Source organism: Gillisia lutea (assembly GCF_021568705.1).
In the GTDB taxonomy this organism is placed as follows: Bacteria; Bacteroidota; Bacteroidia; order Flavobacteriales; family Flavobacteriaceae; genus Gillisia; species Gillisia lutea.
Map to the genome: position 1 here is coordinate 695,163 of NZ_JAKGTH010000006.1, position 17,734 is coordinate 712,896.

Annotated in this window: 19 protein-coding genes; 18 read left to right on the plus strand and 1 reads right to left on the minus strand. The window is 36.5% G+C overall.

The genetic code is table 11. The features are described 5' to 3' along the window. The first annotated feature begins 26 nt into the window (after positions 1-26). The 3 genes from L1I30_RS03180 (at position 27) to L1I30_RS03190 (ending at position 2,898) form a co-directional block, all read left to right on the plus strand. Positions 27-953 carry a DUF6427 family protein gene (locus L1I30_RS03180; RefSeq protein ID WP_236132800.1) on the plus strand — a complete coding sequence of 309 codons (927 nt, stop codon included), beginning with the start codon at positions 27-29 and terminating at the stop codon, positions 951-953. Positions 954-1,191: 238 nt separating this feature from the next. Next, on the plus strand, positions 1,192-1,800 hold the full coding sequence (locus L1I30_RS03185; protein ID WP_236132801.1) for a DUF4254 domain-containing protein: 609 nt from the start codon (positions 1,192-1,194) through the stop codon (positions 1,798-1,800). A 6-nt stretch (positions 1,801-1,806) separates the two neighbouring features. Beyond that, positions 1,807-2,898, plus strand: coding sequence for a glycosyltransferase family 9 protein (locus L1I30_RS03190; protein WP_236132802.1), 1,092 nt, complete (start codon positions 1,807-1,809; stop codon positions 2,896-2,898). Positions 2,899-2,946: 48 nt separating this feature from the next. Here L1I30_RS03190 and L1I30_RS03195 read toward each other — a convergent pair whose 3' ends face one another. Next, the gene (locus L1I30_RS03195; protein WP_236132803.1) at positions 2,947-3,999 is read right to left on the minus strand and encodes a ferredoxin--NADP reductase; all 1,053 of its coding nucleotides are present in this window, start codon (positions 3,997-3,999) and stop codon (positions 2,947-2,949) included. Positions 4,000-4,091: 92 nt separating this feature from the next. Here L1I30_RS03195 and L1I30_RS03200 point away from each other — a divergent pair, with 92 nt between their 5' ends. From L1I30_RS03200 to dut, 15 genes are all read left to right on the plus strand, one after another. After that, positions 4,092-5,576 carry a DUF5687 family protein gene (locus L1I30_RS03200; RefSeq protein WP_236132804.1) on the plus strand — a complete coding sequence of 495 codons (1,485 nt, stop codon included), beginning with the start codon at positions 4,092-4,094 and terminating at the stop codon, positions 5,574-5,576. A 20-nt stretch (positions 5,577-5,596) separates the two neighbouring features. Further along, positions 5,597-6,310 (plus strand): ABC transporter ATP-binding protein, encoded by a 714-nt coding sequence (locus L1I30_RS03205; protein WP_236132805.1) that lies wholly within the window; start codon positions 5,597-5,599, stop codon positions 6,308-6,310. Between the two features lie 115 nt (positions 6,311-6,425). After that, positions 6,426-8,981 carry a type IX secretion system periplasmic lipoprotein PorW/SprE gene (gene porW / locus L1I30_RS03210; protein ID WP_236132806.1) on the plus strand — a complete coding sequence of 852 codons (2,556 nt, stop codon included), beginning with the start codon at positions 6,426-6,428 and terminating at the stop codon, positions 8,979-8,981. A 1-nt stretch (position 8,982) separates the two neighbouring features. Continuing rightward, the gene (locus L1I30_RS03215; RefSeq protein ID WP_236132807.1) at positions 8,983-9,393 is read left to right on the plus strand and encodes a bactofilin family protein; all 411 of its coding nucleotides are present in this window, start codon (positions 8,983-8,985) and stop codon (positions 9,391-9,393) included. Further along, a complete protein-coding gene (locus tag L1I30_RS03220) occupies positions 9,362-9,592 on the plus strand; it encodes an AtpZ/AtpI family protein (protein WP_236132808.1) in 231 nt (76 codons plus the stop codon). Before L1I30_RS03215 ends, L1I30_RS03220 begins: the two co-directional genes overlap by 32 nt. A 3-nt stretch (positions 9,593-9,595) precedes the next feature. Then, positions 9,596-9,982 (plus strand): DUF6168 family protein, encoded by a 387-nt coding sequence (locus L1I30_RS03225; protein WP_236132809.1) that lies wholly within the window; start codon positions 9,596-9,598, stop codon positions 9,980-9,982. 134 nt (positions 9,983-10,116) lie between these two features. After that, the gene (atpB, locus tag L1I30_RS03230) at positions 10,117-11,199 is read left to right on the plus strand and encodes a F0F1 ATP synthase subunit A (protein ID WP_236132810.1); all 1,083 of its coding nucleotides are present in this window, start codon (positions 10,117-10,119) and stop codon (positions 11,197-11,199) included. A 23-nt stretch (positions 11,200-11,222) separates the two neighbouring features. Then, on the plus strand, positions 11,223-11,453 hold the full coding sequence (atpE, locus tag L1I30_RS03235; protein ID WP_013069578.1) for an ATP synthase F0 subunit C: 231 nt from the start codon (positions 11,223-11,225) through the stop codon (positions 11,451-11,453). A gap of 88 nt (positions 11,454-11,541) precedes the next feature. Continuing rightward, a complete protein-coding gene (locus L1I30_RS03240; protein ID WP_236132811.1) occupies positions 11,542-12,036 on the plus strand; it encodes a F0F1 ATP synthase subunit B in 495 nt (164 codons plus the stop codon). A gap of 4 nt (positions 12,037-12,040) precedes the next feature. Continuing rightward, on the plus strand, positions 12,041-12,595 hold the full coding sequence (gene atpH / locus L1I30_RS03245) for an ATP synthase F1 subunit delta (RefSeq protein ID WP_236132812.1): 555 nt from the start codon (positions 12,041-12,043) through the stop codon (positions 12,593-12,595). Positions 12,596-12,640: 45 nt separating this feature from the next. Then, entirely contained in the window at positions 12,641-14,221 is a 1,581-nt protein-coding gene (gene atpA, locus L1I30_RS03250) for a F0F1 ATP synthase subunit alpha (protein WP_236132813.1), read from the plus strand. Positions 14,222-14,281: 60 nt separating this feature from the next. Beyond that, the gene (gene atpG, locus L1I30_RS03255; protein WP_236132814.1) at positions 14,282-15,142 is read left to right on the plus strand and encodes an ATP synthase F1 subunit gamma; all 861 of its coding nucleotides are present in this window, start codon (positions 14,282-14,284) and stop codon (positions 15,140-15,142) included. 121 nt (positions 15,143-15,263) lie between these two features. Then, entirely contained in the window at positions 15,264-15,713 is a 450-nt protein-coding gene (locus tag L1I30_RS03260; RefSeq protein ID WP_236132815.1) for a hypothetical protein, read from the plus strand. 74 nt (positions 15,714-15,787) lie between these two features. After that, positions 15,788-17,245, plus strand: a complete 1,458-nt coding sequence (locus L1I30_RS03265) for an oligosaccharide flippase family protein (RefSeq protein ID WP_236132816.1) — start codon at positions 15,788-15,790, stop codon at positions 17,243-17,245. Further along, positions 17,242-17,676: a dUTP diphosphatase gene (gene dut, locus L1I30_RS03270; protein ID WP_236132817.1), complete on the plus strand. Its 435-nt coding sequence runs from the start codon at positions 17,242-17,244 to the stop codon at positions 17,674-17,676. The genes L1I30_RS03265 and dut overlap by 4 nt, the downstream gene beginning before the upstream one ends. Positions 17,677-17,734 lie beyond the last annotated feature (58 nt).

Below are 17,734 nucleotides of genomic sequence, written 5' to 3' on the forward strand. Positions count from 1 at the left end.
ATGGCACAAAAATATAAAAAACAGTAATGCTAACAAGCTTTTTTAGCAAATCAAAACCTGTAAATTTTTTAGTCGTGGTCCTTTTCATGACCATGTTTTACTTATTGGCTAATGTTAGCAGTCTTTTTTCTTCATTCGACATTGCCAAATTTGGCGTGAAACTGGGAATATTTCTGTGTTTTTTGCTGAATGTGATCATTTTGAATTTTATAGGTAAAAAGAACGATCTGTCTAAATACAGTTCCTATAAAATTGTAATCTTCGCCGTACTGGCAGTTAGTTTTTCTGAAATCTTAAGAGACAATCAGGTTATAGTTGCCAATCTTTGTGTGCTTTTATCATTAAGAAGGGTAATTACTTTAAGGTCTCAAAAAGATATCCAAAAGAAAATATTTGATGCTACGTTTTGGGTGTGCGTTGCCTCACTTTTCAATTTTTGGGCAATTCTATTTCTAATAGTGGTGTATAGTGGGGTATTAATGCATACTGCCAATTATTTTAAGAACTGGCTAATACCTTTGGTTGCTATTTTTACTGTTTCCTCTCTTGTTACGGGCTATCATCTTCTTATAAATAATGAGTTTTATACATTATCGGCTTGGTTTCAACAGAGTAATTTTGATTTCGAACTATACGGGAACATTAAATTATTACTGCCCCTTAGTATTATCTTGGCTTTAGCACTATGGACTTCTTTCTTTTATATTGGGCTTATGCAGAAGTCGAATATAAATTCTAGGCCTACTTATGTCCTGGTACTTCTAACGATGCTGGTGGCTACATTAGTTGGTATATTTTCACCTACTAAAAATGGAAGTGAGTTAATATTTCTGTTTATACCCCTGGCTATAATTACCTCGAATTATTTTGAAAGTAAACGCGAACGTATTTTTAAAGAAATACTTTTAATTGGTCTTATCTTATTACCCATTTACGTCTATTTATTCTTCTAGGCTCTTGCCGGAGCCACCTCTATTGAAGTTTAGCTTTCTTGTATAACAAGGTTACTATTGCAAAATATGATACCTTTGCCAAAAGCTTCAAAAGAACAGTAAATAGATATCAATATTCATTTCAACTGAAGAGGCCTAATTGGGTATAGCGACAGTATAAAGGTCGAATCTATATATATATTATTACAGGTAAAAAGGAACCTCCTCATATTTAAAAATACACAAAAAATTAATTCATATGTTTTCAGATAAAGCAAATACTATTTTTCAGGAAGTAATTGAAAAATATCATGAAATAAACACGGTAGATCAAGCTTTTGCCAATCCGTATAAAGAAGATACTCAACTTATTGAGCACCTTTTGTTCAGAAAATGTTGGATAGATACCGTACAATGGCATTATGAGGATATTATACGTGATCCAAACATCGATCCAGTTGCTGCTTTGAAACTAAAGCGACAAATTGATGCTTCCAATCAGGATCGAACCGATATGGTTGAGTATATAGACAGTTATTTTCTTGCTAAGTATAAGGGCGTAGCAGCAAATGCTGATGCTAGTATTAATAGTGAGAGTCCTGCGTGGGCTATAGACAGGTTGTCTATACTTGCGCTTAAGATATTTCATATGCAGGAAGAGGCGACAAGAGAAGATGCTTCTCAGACACACAAAGAAAAATGTCAGGAAAAACTCAGCGTTTTATTAGAGCAGCGAGTAGACCTTTCCAGTGCAATCGATCAACTTTTGAAAGATATTGAAAGCGGTGCGAAATACATGAAAGTGTATAAGCAAATGAAGATGTATAACGATGATGAATTGAATCCGGTTCTTAGAAAGAAAAGCTAATTACAAATGCCAGAATCTTCCGTAAAGCATATAAAATCTCCCGCCAAGACAGCATTTAAGGATGCACATATTTTGGTGATCCGACTTTCGGCAATGGGAGATGTGGCTATGCTTGTACCGGTACTCAGAACCCTTATTCAAACCTATCCTCAACTGAAAATAACTGTTTTAACCAGAGCCTTTTTCGCTCCTATGTTTGCAGGAATTCCTAATGTGGAAGTTTATGAAGCCGATATAAATGGGGTGCATAACGGAGTGTTCGGGTTAAGTAGACTGGCAAAAGATCTACGAGACCTTGGTATAGATGCTGTTGCAGATGTGCATGATGTGCTTCGTAGCAATGTTTTGAAATCGATCTTTTACTTTTACGGAATTCAGGTAAAACAAATAGATAAAGGAAGAGCAGAAAAAAAGGCACTTACCGCTTCTAACAATAAGATTTTTAAGCAATTGAAATCAACACATCAGCGCTATGCCGATGTTTTTGAAGAGTTAGGATATCCTATAGACCTGAGGGAGCACAGTTTTCCTCAAAAACAAAAACTTTCTCCTAATACCAGAGAGATTACCGGAAACAATACATTGAAATGGTTAGGGGTTGCTCCCTTTGCACAACATGACTCTAAGGTTTACCCTTTAGATCTATTGGAAGATGTGCTTAGATCAATAAATGATGAAGGAAAAACTCAAATCTATCTATTTGGAGGAGGAAAAAAAGAAAAAGAGCAATTGGAAGCGCTCGCTTTTAAATATGAGCATATCACCTCTCTTGCAGGTAAGTTGAAATTTGAAGAAGAATTGGCACTTATTTCCAACTTAGATGGCATGCTTTCAATGGATAGTGGAAACGCTCATTTAGCAGCCATGTATGGAATTCCTGTAGTTAGCCTTTGGGGTGTTACACATCCTTTTGCAGGGTTTACTGCTTTTAATCAGCCGCAGGAAAATTCAATTTTACCAGATCTGGATCAGTATCCCAAGATTCCAACTTCTATTTATGGGAATAAAGTTCCTGAAGGTTATGAAGAGGTAATGCGCACGATTAAGCCCGAAAAAGTAATTGAAAAACTAGATAAAATATTAAATGCCCCAAACTAAGGTTCGGGGCATTTTTATTAAATATTTTCAGAAAATACTCTTTCTAAATTATACATCATCATAATCTACTTTTAAAGTAGGAGTTAGCGGGTGCGCCTGGCAGGTTAAAATAAGCCCTTCTGCTATTTCACTGTCGGTTAAGATCTGATTCTTGCTCATTTCAGCTTTTCCTTCGGTAACTCTTGCTATACAGCTGCTGCAAATTCCACCTTGGCAAGAATAAGGAACATCCAGATCATTCTCTAAAGCTGCTTCTAGAACAGTATCCTTTTTATTCATAGAAAAAACGGTTTCTTCATCATCTACAAGTACAGTAAGTTGCGTTTCCCCTTCCACTTCTAAAGCTACATCATCTACACCGTTATCTGTAGTGGTAAATAATTCAAACAGAATGTGAGTTTCTGGTACCTTATTGGCTTTCAGAAGTTCGCTTACATTCTCTATCATTACTTCAGGACCGCATAAGAAATACTTCTGGAAAAGAACATCCTTGAACTTGTTTTTCAATACATAGTTAACGGTGCTATTTTCAATACGACCGAATTGTGCATTTGGCTCCTGAGTCCTGCTGTATATAAATTCAACAAAAAATCTTTCGGGATACGTAGCCTGTAATTCTAAAAGCTCTTTGAAGAAAATGGTTTCATTTATAGATTTATTTCCATAAACAAGCACAAACTTACTCTCCGGTTCCTCATGTAATACCGTTTTTATAATGGATAGCACAGGGGTTATTCCGCTACCGGCAGCAAAGGCAGCATAATTTTGATAAGTGCTACCTGGTTCAAATATAAACTTCCCTTCCGGTGGATGCACCTCGAGAACATCACCAACCTGTAGTCTATTATTTGCTATTGCAGAGAACTTCCCTCCGGGAACCTCCTTCACAGTTACTTTAAATTCACTGGAATGAGGAGCAGAGCAAAGCGAGTAGGCTCTTCTTACTTCCTTTCCCTCAATAGTTGTTCGTATTGTTATATATTGACCTGCTTTATAGGAAAACTTAGCTTGTAAGTCCTCAGGTATTTCAAAAGATAAGCTAACCGCCTGCGGAGTTTCGCGGATAATTTCTTTTATCTTTAGAGCATAAAATTTGTTCATGTTAACGTATTTGGAGACAAAAATACAAAGTCTGAACTTTTTAAATTGTAACAATTTGGTAAATTTCAAGACTTGTTTAAAAACCACAATATATGTTTAAGCGTTTAATCTCCTTAGAGTTAAAATCCTTCTTTAGATCGGCTAGTTTTGGAAAAAGTATAGGTTTAAAGATTCTCATGGGGTTTTTAGGGCTTTATTTTACAGCAATGTTTTTGTTGTTTGGGGTGGGGTTGTATTCCTTGATTAAAGAATATTTCCCAAATGAAATCCCCATTTTTTTAGCGAATAGATTTGTACTTATATGGCTGGTACTAGAGCTAGGGTACCGATTTATGCTACAAACCTTACCCGTATTAAATATAAAACCACTGCTTATCCTACCCGTTAAAAAGAGAAAAGTGGTAAACTTTGTATTAATAAAATCGCTGTATTCCTTTTTTAATTTTCTCCCACTTTTAATTATTATTCCCTTCGGATTGTTTAATATCTACAAAAATGAATTCGAAACACTTCCTGTACTAGCCTGGATGTTAGCTATGTTCGGCTTAACCCTAACAGTGAATTTCGCCAATTTCATTATTAAGAAGCGGTTTACAGATAATTTAAAAGCATTGGTACCTATAGCAGTAGTAGGAGTGACGCTTGCATTACTAGATTATTTCAATATTTTTCAATCTAGTGTTTGGTTTGGGAAAGGATTAGACAAAATTATAGAGCAACCGGCTTTATCGCTTATTCCTGTTGCTGTATTCTTATTGTTATATAAATGGAATCAGAAGAATTTAGAAGGAAAATTCTATCTTGATGGCTCATTAAAAACCAAAGTAAAAAGTGCCGACACCAATCAGTTCTTATGGACGCGTAGATTTGGTGAGCTTGCGCCTTACTTACAACAGGACTTAAAGTTGATCTGGCGTAACAAGCGACCAAAATCGGCTATCTTCATGTCATTGCTTTTCTTAGGCTATGGCTTATTCTTTTACACACAGGATAGTTATTACGATAATCCTTGGTTTTTTGTATTTGTGGGCATTTTTATAACTGGAATTTTCATGCTCAATTTTGGTCAGTTCGTTCCTGCGTGGGATGCGGGCTATTACCCCATGATTATGGCTCAAAATATTCCACTTAAAAAATATTTAACGGCAAAAGCAGGTTTAATTTCTTTTAGTGTCGTGGTGCTGACAATTTTAGCTACCCCTTATGTGTATTTTGGATGGCGAATTTTTCTGCTAAACATAGCCTGCGCGATCTATAACATTGGAATTAACACCCCCTTGCTGCTGTATTCCGGTTCTTTTAATAGAAAAAGGATCGATCTGGATAAAAGCCCTTTTATGAACTATCAGGGAACCGGAGCCGCACAGTGGATTATTGGAATTCCGTTACTTGTAATTCCTGTTTTGCTATTTTGGCTGTTCTATAAATTTATTTCCTTTGAAAGTGGGATGATTTTCCTAGTAACAGCAGGGCTTATAGGTATATTTTTGAGAAATCAAGCCATTGGATTCATAGCTCAGGTATACAAAAGAAAGAAATATGCCATGATTGAAGGATTTAAGCAAAAAGGAGATTAACAGTTATTCAAACTTAAAAGATGATTACAGCAACTAACCTTACAAAAATATATAGCGGAACTACCGTATTAAATATAGAGCATCTTAATATTCCAACAGGACAAAGCTTTGGACTTGTAGGTAATAATGGTGCAGGAAAAACCACTTTTTTCAGTCTGCTTCTTGATTTACTCCAACCTACTACCGGTAGTATTTTTAATCATGATATCACCGTTAGTCAGAGTGAAGAGTGGAAACCATTCACCTCTTCTTTTATAGATGAAAGTTTTTTGATAGGCTATCTTACTCCTGAAGAATACTTCTATTTTATTGGAGATTTAAGACAGCAAAATAAGGCAGATGTAGATGCGCTATTGGCTAATTTTGAAGACTTTTTTAATGATGAGATCTTAGGAAGAAGGAAATATTTACGTGATCTATCCAAGGGAAATCAAAAAAAGGTAGGAATAGTTGCTGCTTTAATAGGGAATCCAAAAGTGGTGATCTTAGATGAGCCTTTCGCTAATTTAGACCCAACCACTCAAATAAGGCTGAAAAAGATCATTAAAGAACTCACCAATCAGGGCGATACCACTTTTTTGATCTCCAGTCACGATCTCATTCATATCACCGAAGTTTGCGAACGTATCGTTGTATTGGATAAAGGGGTACTGGTAAAAGATATTATGACTTCTCAGGCTACTTTACAAGAGTTGGAGTCCTACTTTTCTAAGGAGCTTCAAAATGAGGCCTAAAAAAGTCAATAACTTCTTATAAATTAGTGGAAGAGCGATTTCTAAAAAGAAACGTATTTTTGCATACTAAAACCAAAGCCCTTTAGTTATTTATTACATCAAGAACGTATTGATTTTGAATAAACTCACCTTGGGCAGTTTCTGCCTTATCTCAGTTATTCTCCTTTCCGGGTGCTCCAGAAAGAAGGATAGTTTTATTAATAGAAACTGGCATGCTGTTTCTACAGAGTATAACACACTTTATAATGGGAATTTGGCCCTTGAGCAAGGGAAAGAACAAATTGCGGCAACCTATAATGAAAATTTCTGGGATATTTTGCCAGTGGAGCGTATGCAGGTTTCAGAAGAAATATTGCTTCCCGGTACCAATAGAAATGAATTCTTCAAAATTGCAGAAGAAAAGGCTACTAAAGCCATTCAAAAGCACTCCATGTTAATTAGCGGTAAGGAAAAGAATCCGCAAATAGATGAAGCTTATTTGTTATTGGGAAAGGCCAGATATTACGATCAGCGCTTTATTCCAGCCTTAGAAGCTTTCAATTACATACTCCACAAGTACCCGGCGAGCAATACCATAAATCATGCTCAAATTTGGAGAGAGAAAACCAACATACGCCTGCAAAACAACAAGTTAGCTATCAAGAACCTTAAACGAATTTTAAAAGCTGAAACTCTTAAAGATCAGGATAGGGCAGATGCCAAAGCTATGATCTCTCAGGCTTATATAAATCTCAACGCTCTGGATAGCGCAGTTGTTCCTATTAGAACTGCTGCTAATTACACTTCAAATAATGAAGAGAAAGGAAGATATCACTTTATAGAAGGGCAACTTTATGAAAGGCTTGGAAAAAGGGATAGCGCAAATTTAGCCTTTAATAAAGTGGTGGAGTTAAACAGAAAATCTCCAAGAGAATATATGATAAATGCCCAATTGAATAAGGCAGGGAATTTCAGTTTTGCCACCCAAGATCATTTGATGCTGCGCGATAAGTTGGAAGAATTGGCAAATAATAGGGAGAATCGTCCTTTTTTGGATAGAATATATTTTCAGCAAGGAGAATATTATAATTATTTAGATTCTATAGACCAGGCAATAAGCAATTATAATAAATCCTTAAAAGAGCCTTCCACAGATAGTTACTTGCAATCGGTGAGTTACGAGAGTCTGGGAAATATTTATTTTGATAAAGCAAATTATAGAAAAGCCAGTGCTTATTTTGATAGTACGCTTACCAAGATTCCCACTAATACCAGAGATTTTTTTATTATCAATAGAAAGAAAAACAATCTTCAGGAAGTTATTTTATATGAAGAGATTGCCGAAGAAAATGATAGTATCCTCAAGTTTGTGGCAATGGATGAGGAAGCTCGCTTGGCGTATTTTACATCATTTACCAATAACTTGAAAGATCAGGCAATTGCTGAAGCTAAAAAGGGAGTTATTCCCGGGAATACACAGGAAACGCTTATAAACAGAAATACCCCGGGACCACCACCGGGAATTGGAGGACCTGGCTCAGGAAATTCTTTTTATTTCTATAATCCTGTGAGAGTAGCTAATGGACTTCAGGAATTTTTAAGAAATTGGGGTCCTAGGGAACTACAAGATAATTGGCGACTTGCTACGGGGAATTTTAAATTGGACTCGGGAGCTCAGGAATTGGATGAGGTTAGTACGTTGATTATTGAGAATTCCCCTGAATTTGATCCACAAACTTATATTAGTGACATCCCTTCAGATGCTAATTTGATAGATAGTTTGACCAACCTGCGTAATGATGCCTATTTTAGATTGGGGGTGATTTACAAGGATAAATTTAAGGAAGATCAACTAGCGGCAGAGCGCTTGGAGGCTTTACTCGGTTTTACCAATGAAGAGCGATTGGTAATACCTGCAAATTATTATTTATATCAAATTTATACCGAAAATGATAATGCCGCTGAAGCTCAAAAATACCGACAAACCTTAGTGAGTAATTATCCTGATTCGAGGTATACTGCAAATATTTTGCACCCAGGTCAGGCACTCACTCAGGAGGATCAGGCAGACAAGTTCTATAAAGATTTGTACCGCCTCTTTGAAGATGGAAATTATGCTGAGGTAATAGTTCAAAGTGAGGAGTACATGAGTAAATTCAAGGAAGACGCTCTTTTACCAAAAATAGCTCTATTAAAGGCTACCGCAACAGGTCGTTTAAATGGTTTTGAAGCCTACAAAAAGAATTTAAGTCAGTTGGTTGTAGATTATCCTCAAACAGAGGAAGCGAATAAAGCACAGCAGCTTATAGAGACAGCTCTGCCTAAATTAGAGAATAAAGAGTTCAACATATCAGGCATCGCCAATAATCTTAAGCTTTTATATGAATTTGAAATGAGCGAGCGGGAAAATGCTGATGCTTTGAAGCTTAAAATAGACCAGGCAATCTTAGATCTGGGTTATACCAATTATGATACCTCTATAGATGTTTATAATGCAAAACATATCTTTGTAATGGTTCATGGAATGAAAAATTTAAGTGACGCTCAGGGGTTTGCAGAGTTATTAAATATAAATAAGAAATATAAACTTCAGCACGAACCGGTAATAATCTCTTCAGATAACTACCGCATTATTCAGCTTCATAAAAATTTAGAAGGCTATAAATTGCTGATAGATAAAAATCAACTTTAACATGTTTTCAAATCAAAAGAATTCAAAATTTTCAACAGAGATAAGCAAGGAACAAAACCGAATTTCGGCAGGTACCATTATTACTGGCGATATTGAAGCTAAAGGCGGGTTTAGAATAGAAGGAACTCTAAAAGGAACGCTTAAAACCGCGGGGAAAGTGGTAATTAGTAAAGGTGGGTTTATCGAGGGAACCTTGGACTGTCAGAATGCTGATTTTGAAGGGAAGTTCTCAGGGAAGTTATTGGTATCAGAAACCTTAACTTTGCGAAATACCGCCGTAGTAAATGGTGAAGTTAAAGCCGGGAAGCTGGCCATCGAGCCGGGAGCTAATTTTAATGCCACCTGCGAAATGAAAGGCGCCGTAAAATCTTTGAATAAAAATGAACAAAAAGAAACAGAGCGTACCGCATAACAAATACCTAGAATTTGTAAATATTGCCATTCAAATGGGAATAGTGATAGGAGCTGGGGTATTTGCTGGAATTTGGCTGGATAAAAAATTCCCTAATAATTTTTCCGGTTTCACAATTGGATTATCCTTATTGGGAGTTTTTGTTGCGTTGTACCAGGTGATACGAAGGGTGAGTAGAATGAGTAAAGACGATAATTAAGATATGAAACAACAATTACTGAAGTTCTTAATACGACTTATTCCATTTAGCTTGATCCTGTTTGGACTACATTATTTCCTGATCTTTAAATTTTATTCAGAAACCACATTTTACTATAGTATTTACGCCATTTATTCATTCCATTTTTTGGCCACCCTACTTATTTATTTCTTGTTATTACTGGTTCATAGTAACGCCCAGGATAAAACCGGATTTGCCTTTATGGGAAGTGGCTTGTTGAAAATGTTGGCGGCGGTAATCTTTTTACTTCCAATGATGTTAAGCGGGATAAATAATCCTTTTGACAATATACTTTCTTTTTTTATTCCTTATTTGCTCTATTTGATTTTTGAAACTACCTATGCGGTAAATCTTTTAAATAATAAATAACCCTTTGTGTTTCAGTAAAGTCGATAAAAATGAGGTTTTCAATAAAAAAAATAAAGGGGGGCTTTTAGATAAAAATTAAAAGTATACCTTTGCACCGAAATTTTGAGGCCACAATTATTAAGTTTAACAGGACTATGATAGCACAAAAATCTTATAAGATTATAGTGACAATTGCACTGGCGCTACTTCCAATGCTTGTTATTTCACAAGAACACGGAGAAGCACAGGAATCGAAAAAGAAATTTAATGCCACCGATATGATCATGCATCACATTGGGGATTCTCATGGATGGCATTTCTTTGGAGAAGGAGAAAATTCTTTTACACTACCTCTTCCTGTGATTTTATACACAGAAAATGGTGTTGTGAGTTTCATGTCTAGCGAATTTCATCATGATACCGAAGGGCATCATGTGGTAGAGAAAGATGGGATGAGATTCGTGAATTATCATGAAAAAATCTATCAATTAAATGAAGGTGCTGATACTGTTGAGTTTGATGCAGAGCATCACCCAGTAAATGCAAGCAGGCCTTGGGATTTTTCTGTAACTAAAAATGTTGCAGCCATGTTCCTTACAGTGGTTTTGATGTTGTTGTTCTTCTTTAGCTTATCTAAACATCACAAGAAAAACACTCATGCGCCTAAAGGTTTCAATAATATCCTGGAAACTTTGGTGTTGTTCGTTCGTGATGAAATTGCAGTTCCTCAAATTGGAGAGAAAAAATATATGAAATTCATGCCGTTCCTACTTACGGTCTTTTTCTTTATCTGGATCACTAACCTTTTAGGTTTGTTGCCAGGTGCGGCCAACGTAACAGGAAACATTGCTGTAACCGTATCTTTAGGTTTGTTTACCCTTGCCTTAATATTAATTAATGGGAATAAAGATTTTTGGCAACATACATTTTGGATGCCGGGAATACCTACTTTCGTAAAGCCTATTTTAATGGTCGTGGAAGTAATTGGATTAATAATTAAGCCAGTAGCGCTTATGATTCGTTTATTTGCGAACATTACCGCAGGCCACATTATTATATTGAGTTTAATTGGATTGATATTTATACTGGAGAGTACTGGAGTTGCCGGAATTTCGGTTCCTTTTGCACTTTTCATCACAATATTGGAATTGTTAGTAGCATTCCTTCAAGCGTTTATTTTTACAATGCTGTCTGCCCTGTTTATTGGAATGGCGGTTGCGGAACATGAACATCATTAATTTTAATTTTTAATTTTTATACTATGGAGTATTTACACATTGGACTTGCAGCTTTAGGAGCTGGTCTTGCAGTAATTGGAGCAGCTATTGGTGTTGGTAAAATTGGTGGTTCAGCAATGGACGCTATTGCCCGTCAACCTGAAGCTTCTGGAAAAATTCAAACTGCAATGATTATTGCTGCTGCACTTGTAGAGGGTGTTGCCCTTTTTGGAGTTGTGGCTGCGTTGCTAGGGGTGCTTACAGTACCGGCTTAGTCCTAAAACTTAAAAAATCTGTTCGCAACGGTTGGTTGCGAACAGATTTAATTTAATGATTGAATTATAAAATATTATATAAATAACTATGGATTTAATAACTCCTGAAATTGGCTTGTTTTTCTGGCAAACCATCGTTTTTCTAGTTTTGATCTTCTTAATGGCAAAATTTGCCTGGAAACCTATTCTTGGTGCTGTTAAAAACAGAGAAGATTCTATTAATGATGCATTAGCTTCAGCAGAGAATGCAAGAAAGGAAATGCAGAATTTACAGGCAGACAACGATAAATTGTTGAAGCAGGCTCGTGCAGAGCGCGACGCTATCCTTAAAGAAGCCCGTGAGTTAAAAGAAAAAGTTGTTTCTGAAGCTACAGGGGAAGCTCAGGAAAAGGCTGATAAAATTGTTGCTCAAGCACAGGCAATAATTCAAAATGAAAAGAATGCTGCAATGGCCGATATTAAAAATCAGGTTGCCGCGCTTTCGATTCAAATAGCTGAAAAAGTAGTTCGTGAGGAATTATCCAACAAAGACAGGCAGCAAAAGCTGGTTGAAGATATGTTGGCAGATGTTACTTTAAAATAACACTATGAAAGGGACTAGAGCCGCACAACGGTACGCAAAAGCAATCTTAGATCTAGCAAAGGAGCAAAATGCTGTCGAGTTGGTGAACAAAGATATGCAGAGTGTAGCGCAAACTATTATGGCCAGTGACGAGCTAGAGGATTTTCTTGCTAGCCCGGTTATTAAAGCCAACCTTAAAGCAAATGCTTTAAAAGAAGTATTTAAAGATGCTCATGCAACTACCTTTGGTGCATTTGATGTGTTATTACAAAACAACCGAATAGCCCAATTAAAACAAGTTGCTCAAAAATATACTGCTTTATTTAATGAGATGAATAATGTACAAGTTGCTACTGTAACTACTGCAATTCCTCTCGATGCAAATCTGGAAGCTAAGATCCTGGATAAGGTAAAGGAACTTACCGGGAACAGTGCTACTATCGATAATAAAGTAGATCCATCAATAATAGGAGGTTTTATTCTTAGAATAGGTGACCTTCAATATAATGCAAGTGTTGCTAAGAATCTCAGCAATTTAAAACGTGAGTTCAAGAACAACGCGTATATTTCAAAAATTTAATTAAAACAGGTGCACCGGCGTGTACCAATTTTATTCTAAATAATTATGGCCGAAGTAAATCCTGCTGAAGTTTCAGCAATATTAAAAAAACAGCTTTCAGGTTTTGAAGCAAAAGCTTCTCTAGATGAAGTAGGAACAGTACTTACCGTAGGTGATGGTATTGCTCGTATTTATGGTTTAGCTAACGCTCAATACGGGGAATTGGTTGAATTCGAAAGTGGATTAGAAGGAATTGTACTTAACCTTGAAGAAGACAATGTTGGGGTGGTACTTTTAGGACCTTCTAAAGAAATTAAAGAAGGATCTGTAGCTAAAAGAACGCAGCGTATTGCATCTATTAAGGTGGGTGAAGGAATTAGCGGAAGGGTAATCGATACTTTAGGAGCTCCTATAGATGGTAAAGGTCCTATTGAAGGAGAAACCTATGATATGCCATTAGACCGTAAAGCTCCAGGGGTTATTTATCGTGAGCCGGTTACCGAGCCAATGCAAACGGGAATCAAAGCTATTGATGCTATGGTACCAGTTGGTAGAGGACAAAGAGAGTTGGTTATTGGTGACCGTCAGACAGGTAAAACTGCTGTGTGTATCGATACCATCTTGAATCAAAAAGAATTTTACGATGCCGGAGAACCGGTATATTGTATATATGTTGCTATTGGGCAAAAAGCTTCTACTGTTGCAGGTATTGCAAAAACATTAGAAGATAAAGGTGCTTTAGCTTATACTACCATTGTGGCTGCAAACGCATCCGATCCTGCACCAATGCAAGTGTATGCTCCTTTTGCAGGTGCTGCAATTGGTGAGTATTTTAGAGACACTGGTCGTCCTGCGCTTATTGTGTATGATGATTTATCTAAGCAAGCGGTAGCTTACCGTGAGGTATCTTTATTATTACGTCGTCCACCGGGACGTGAAGCATATCCTGGGGATGTTTTCTTCTTGCACTCTAGATTATTAGAACGTTCTGCAAAAGTGATAAACAACGATAAGATTGCTTCAGAAATGAATGATCTTCCAGATTCTATTAAGCATTTGGTGAAAGGTGGTGGTTCTTTAACCGCTTTGCCAATTATCGAAACTCAGGCAGGGGACGTTTCTGCATATATTCCAACCAACGTAATTTCTATTACCGATGGGCAGATATTCTTAACTTCCGATTTGTTTAACTCTGGGGTACGTCCTGCAATTAACGTAGGTATCTCGGTATCACGTGTAGGTGGTAACGCTCAGATTAAAGCGATGAAGAAAGTGGCCGGTACTCTTAAATTAGACCAGGCACAATATCGTGAATTGGAAGCTTTCGCTAAGTTTGGATCTGATCTTGATGCAGCAACTCTTAATGTAATTGAAAGAGGTAAGCGTAACGTAGAAATCTTGAAACAAGCTGAGAATGATCCTTATCCGGTTGAGAATCAAATTGCAATTATTTTTGCTGGTTCTAAAAACCTTTTAAGAGATGTTCCTGTAGATAGAGTAAAAGAATTCGAAGGGGAATACCTAGAATATCTTAATGTAAAACATCGTGATGTTCTGGATACGCTTAAGGCCGGAAAATTAACCGATGAAGTTACCGATACTCTAACTGCGGCAGCAAAAGAACTTTCAGCAAAATATAAAGCATAATCATATTTTATCATTGGGTAGGATTAAAAAATAATCCTACCCAATTTTAAGTACTTACATATGGCAAACTTAAAAGAATTACGTAGCAGGATTACATCGGTTTCATCAACCATGCAAATTACCAGTGCCATGAAAATGGTATCTGCTGCAAAGTTGAGCAGAGCACAGGATGCCATTACTGCAATGCGCCCTTATTCTCAAAAGTTAACAGAATTGCTTCAAAGCTTAAGTGCAACTCTTGAAGGAGATAGCGGTAGTAAATTTGCTGAACAGCGAGAAGTTAAAAATGTTCTTGTAGTTGCTATTTCTTCTAACAGAGGTTTGGCCGGTGCCTTTAATACCAATATTATAAAAGGTGTAAAACAGGTGGTTGCTACTAAATACAGCAATAAGAATGTTGAGCTTTTAACTTTAGGAAAAAAGGCAAACGATGTTTTGGTGAAAGGAGATATGCCTACTCGAAATAATAATGCCATTTATGATCATTTAGATTTTGAGCACGTAGCCGAGATCGCCGAAGAGTTGATGCAGAGCTTTGTTGATGGTAAGTATGATGAGATCGTATTTGTTTACAACCAATTTGTAAATGCTGCAACTCAAATTGTTACTACAGAGCAATTCCTACCTATCCAGCAGTTTGAATCAGAAGGAAATACTACTTTAGATTATATCTTTGAGCCTGAGAAGGAAGAGATCGTAAAAAATCTGATTCCAAAGTCTTTAAAAATGCAACTTTTCAAAGCCATGAGTGACTCTCTTGCTTCTGAACATGGTGCACGTATGACGGCGATGCACAAGGCCACTGATAATGCTACTGAACTTAGAAATTCGCTTAAGTTATCTTATAACAAAGCTCGTCAGGCTGCAATTACCAATGAGATCTTAGAGATTGTTGGTGGAGCCGAAGCTTTAAATAATTAGACCTTCACTTCTTAAACTACATAAGAAGTTTATATAATCATAAAAACCCCTTGGTAATACTAAGGGGTTTTTCTTTTGGCACTTATTTTGTTTTATCTTGTTGAACCATAAAATATTTGAGATGAAAAATTTATTACTAGTGTGTAGCGCAGTATTGGCTGTAATAATGTTTAGCAGCTGTGCCGGCAATAAAGATCTGCAGGAACGTTCTCCTGCGCAATTTGGAGAAGCATATTTCGACGTTCAGGGAAATATAACTACATTCTACCTCCCTGTTAATGCAATTCAAACAGAACGCATTAGGTTAGATTCTATTTATTTCAGAAATATGATGGCGCCTTTGGAGAAAGATCCATCTACTCCGGGCCTATATATTGCCAAATTAACAAGTGGAAAACGGGATTTCATTATGAGCTCCGATCCCACAGAGGAATATGCTAATAAAATGCCTATAAAATCCGATCTTCCCGATTTCAAAATTCAGGATAATGAAGCTATTCTCCTTTTTTCTCAAAATGGGAAATCGAAATATTTTAAGTTGAAAGGTATTAAGGAACGATCTCAGGAATAAATCCTAAATTTTAGATACGGTTTAAGGAATTTAGCCGATTAATTAGGATATTTATGCTTTAAACCCGCCTTCATTTGAGTAGCCTTAAAAGACTTTTTCAGCAAACATTTATATATGGTTTAGCAACAGTACTGCCAAGAATGCTGAGCTTCCTTTTGGTTCCATTATATACTGATGTCTTACCGGTAAAAGAATATGGAGAAGTGTCTATTATTTTTTCGTGGATCGTACTATTTAATGTACTCCTGGCCTATGGAATGGAAACCGCATTTTTCCGATTTTTTCATAAGGAGAAAGACAAAGGAGCGGTAGTTTCTACTTCTACGATTTCTCTAATTGTTTCTACATTGGTTTTTCTTGTGGCAGCCTTTGGGTTTAGAGAAAATTTAGCCCTAATCTCCGGTATAGACATAGAATATATTACTTATACCATCCTCGTGCTGGTTCTTGATGCCTTAGTAATTATACCTTTTGCCTGGCTAAGGGCTAATGAGCAGCCTATGAGGTATGCGATTATCAAGATCCTTAATGTAGTCGTTAATTTAGGTTTAAATGTTTTCCTATTGCTGCTGTTGCCTAAATTGGCAAAAAGTGGAAGCGATGTATGGAATCATCTTTATGAACCCGGTAATGAAATAGCGTACATCTTTATTTCAATGTTAATAGCGAGTGTATTTACATTTTTAGTGATGTTGCCTTTCTATTTCAAAATACGTTTCAGCTTTAATACCAAACTATGGAAGGAGATGATTCAGTATGCTTATCCGGTATTATTTGCTGGAATTGCCTTCGCTATCAATGAGACATTCGATAGAATTTTATTAGACTGGTTACTGCCTGCAGATATTGCTGAAATTGAAGTAGGAGCGTATACAGCATGTTATAAGTTAGCAATATTTATGACCCTCTTCGCTACAGCCTTTAGAATGGGGATTGAACCTTTTTTCTTTAGCCAAGCATCCAATAAGAATGCTCCCGAAACCTATGCCCTTATTACAAGGTATTTTGTAGCTTTTGGATCGATAATACTCATTACCGTAGTAGTTTTTTCTGATCTTTTAAAAGAATTATTGATTAGAGATCCCGGCTATTGGGAGGCCATGAAAATTGTTCCGTTAATCTTGCTGGCTAATTTCTGCTTAGGGATTTATCATAACTTATCTGTTTGGTATAAGATTACCGACAGAACAAGTTTTGGGGCTTACATCTCTATTGTGGGAGCTGTAATAACATTAGTTATCAATTTTATACTCATTCCTAAAATGAGTTATATGGGCTCAGCAATTGCTACGGTAAGTGCCTATGGAACGATGATGTTGCTTTCATATATTTTAGGACAGAAGTATTTTCCAATACCTTATAATTTAAAGAAAATGAGCTTATATTTTCTGGGCTCCATTTTATTTTCCGGACTTTCGTTTTACGTTTTTTCCGACAATTATTTTATTAAAATAGGCCTATGGCTTGGATTTATATTTTTGATCTTTGTAAACGAAAAAACAGCGCTTAAACTGATAATTTTAAAGAAATGACAATAAAGATAATTAATAAGTCTTCCCACGATTTACCGCATTATGCTACACTAGCTTCAGCGGGAATGGACCTGCGTGCCAATATTCCAGAAGCAATTACGTTAAAACCCTTAGAGCGTGCCATTGTTAAAACTGGCTTATTTATTGAATTACCGGTAGGTTATGAGGCCCAGGTAAGACCAAGAAGTGGTTTAGCTGCTAAAAACGGAATAACCGTACTCAACGCTCCTGGGACCATCGATGCCGATTATAGAGGGGAAATAGGAGTGATCTTAGTGAATCTTTCTAATGACGAATTTATAGTTGAAAATGGAGAGCGGGTAGCACAATTGGTAATTGCCAAACATGAACATATTTCTTGGGAAGAGGTAGATGTTTTAGATGAAACTAGTAGAGGAGCAGGCGGTTTTGGCAGTACCGGAAGCAAATAATTGAAGAATAAATTTTTAATGAAGAGCAAATCTCTTTCTGGCATTCATGGGGGAGGTT

Bases quoted from the DNA above. Each gene is read 5' to 3' on its own strand.
- L1I30_RS03225 (WP_236132809.1), top strand. From the start codon at position 9,596: ATGAAACAACAATTACTGAAGTTCTTAATACGACTTATTCCATTTAGC.
- dut (WP_236132817.1), top strand. From the start codon at position 17,242: ATGACAATAAAGATAATTAATAAGTCTTCCCACGATTTACCGCATTAT.
- L1I30_RS03180 (WP_236132800.1), top strand. From the start codon at position 27: ATGCTAACAAGCTTTTTTAGCAAATCAAAACCTGTAAATTTTTTAGTC.
- L1I30_RS03200 (WP_236132804.1), top strand. From the start codon at position 4,092: ATGTTTAAGCGTTTAATCTCCTTAGAGTTAAAATCCTTCTTTAGATCG.
- L1I30_RS03215 (WP_236132807.1), top strand. From the start codon at position 8,983: ATGTTTTCAAATCAAAAGAATTCAAAATTTTCAACAGAGATAAGCAAG.
- L1I30_RS03205 (WP_236132805.1), top strand. From the start codon at position 5,597: ATGATTACAGCAACTAACCTTACAAAAATATATAGCGGAACTACCGTA.
- L1I30_RS03195 (WP_236132803.1), bottom strand. From the start codon at position 3,999: ATGAACAAATTTTATGCTCTAAAGATAAAAGAAATTATCCGCGAAACT.
- L1I30_RS03220 (WP_236132808.1), top strand. From the start codon at position 9,362: ATGAACAAAAAGAAACAGAGCGTACCGCATAACAAATACCTAGAATTT.
- L1I30_RS03240 (WP_236132811.1), top strand. From the start codon at position 11,542: ATGGATTTAATAACTCCTGAAATTGGCTTGTTTTTCTGGCAAACCATC.
- atpG (WP_236132814.1), top strand. From the start codon at position 14,282: ATGGCAAACTTAAAAGAATTACGTAGCAGGATTACATCGGTTTCATCA.
- atpB (WP_236132810.1), top strand. From the start codon at position 10,117: ATGATAGCACAAAAATCTTATAAGATTATAGTGACAATTGCACTGGCG.
- atpA (WP_236132813.1), top strand. From the start codon at position 12,641: ATGGCCGAAGTAAATCCTGCTGAAGTTTCAGCAATATTAAAAAAACAG.
- L1I30_RS03260 (WP_236132815.1), top strand. From the start codon at position 15,264: ATGAAAAATTTATTACTAGTGTGTAGCGCAGTATTGGCTGTAATAATG.
- atpE (WP_013069578.1), top strand. From the start codon at position 11,223: ATGGAGTATTTACACATTGGACTTGCAGCTTTAGGAGCTGGTCTTGCA.
- L1I30_RS03185 (WP_236132801.1), top strand. From the start codon at position 1,192: ATGTTTTCAGATAAAGCAAATACTATTTTTCAGGAAGTAATTGAAAAA.
- L1I30_RS03190 (WP_236132802.1), top strand. From the start codon at position 1,807: ATGCCAGAATCTTCCGTAAAGCATATAAAATCTCCCGCCAAGACAGCA.
- atpH (WP_236132812.1), top strand. From the start codon at position 12,041: ATGAAAGGGACTAGAGCCGCACAACGGTACGCAAAAGCAATCTTAGAT.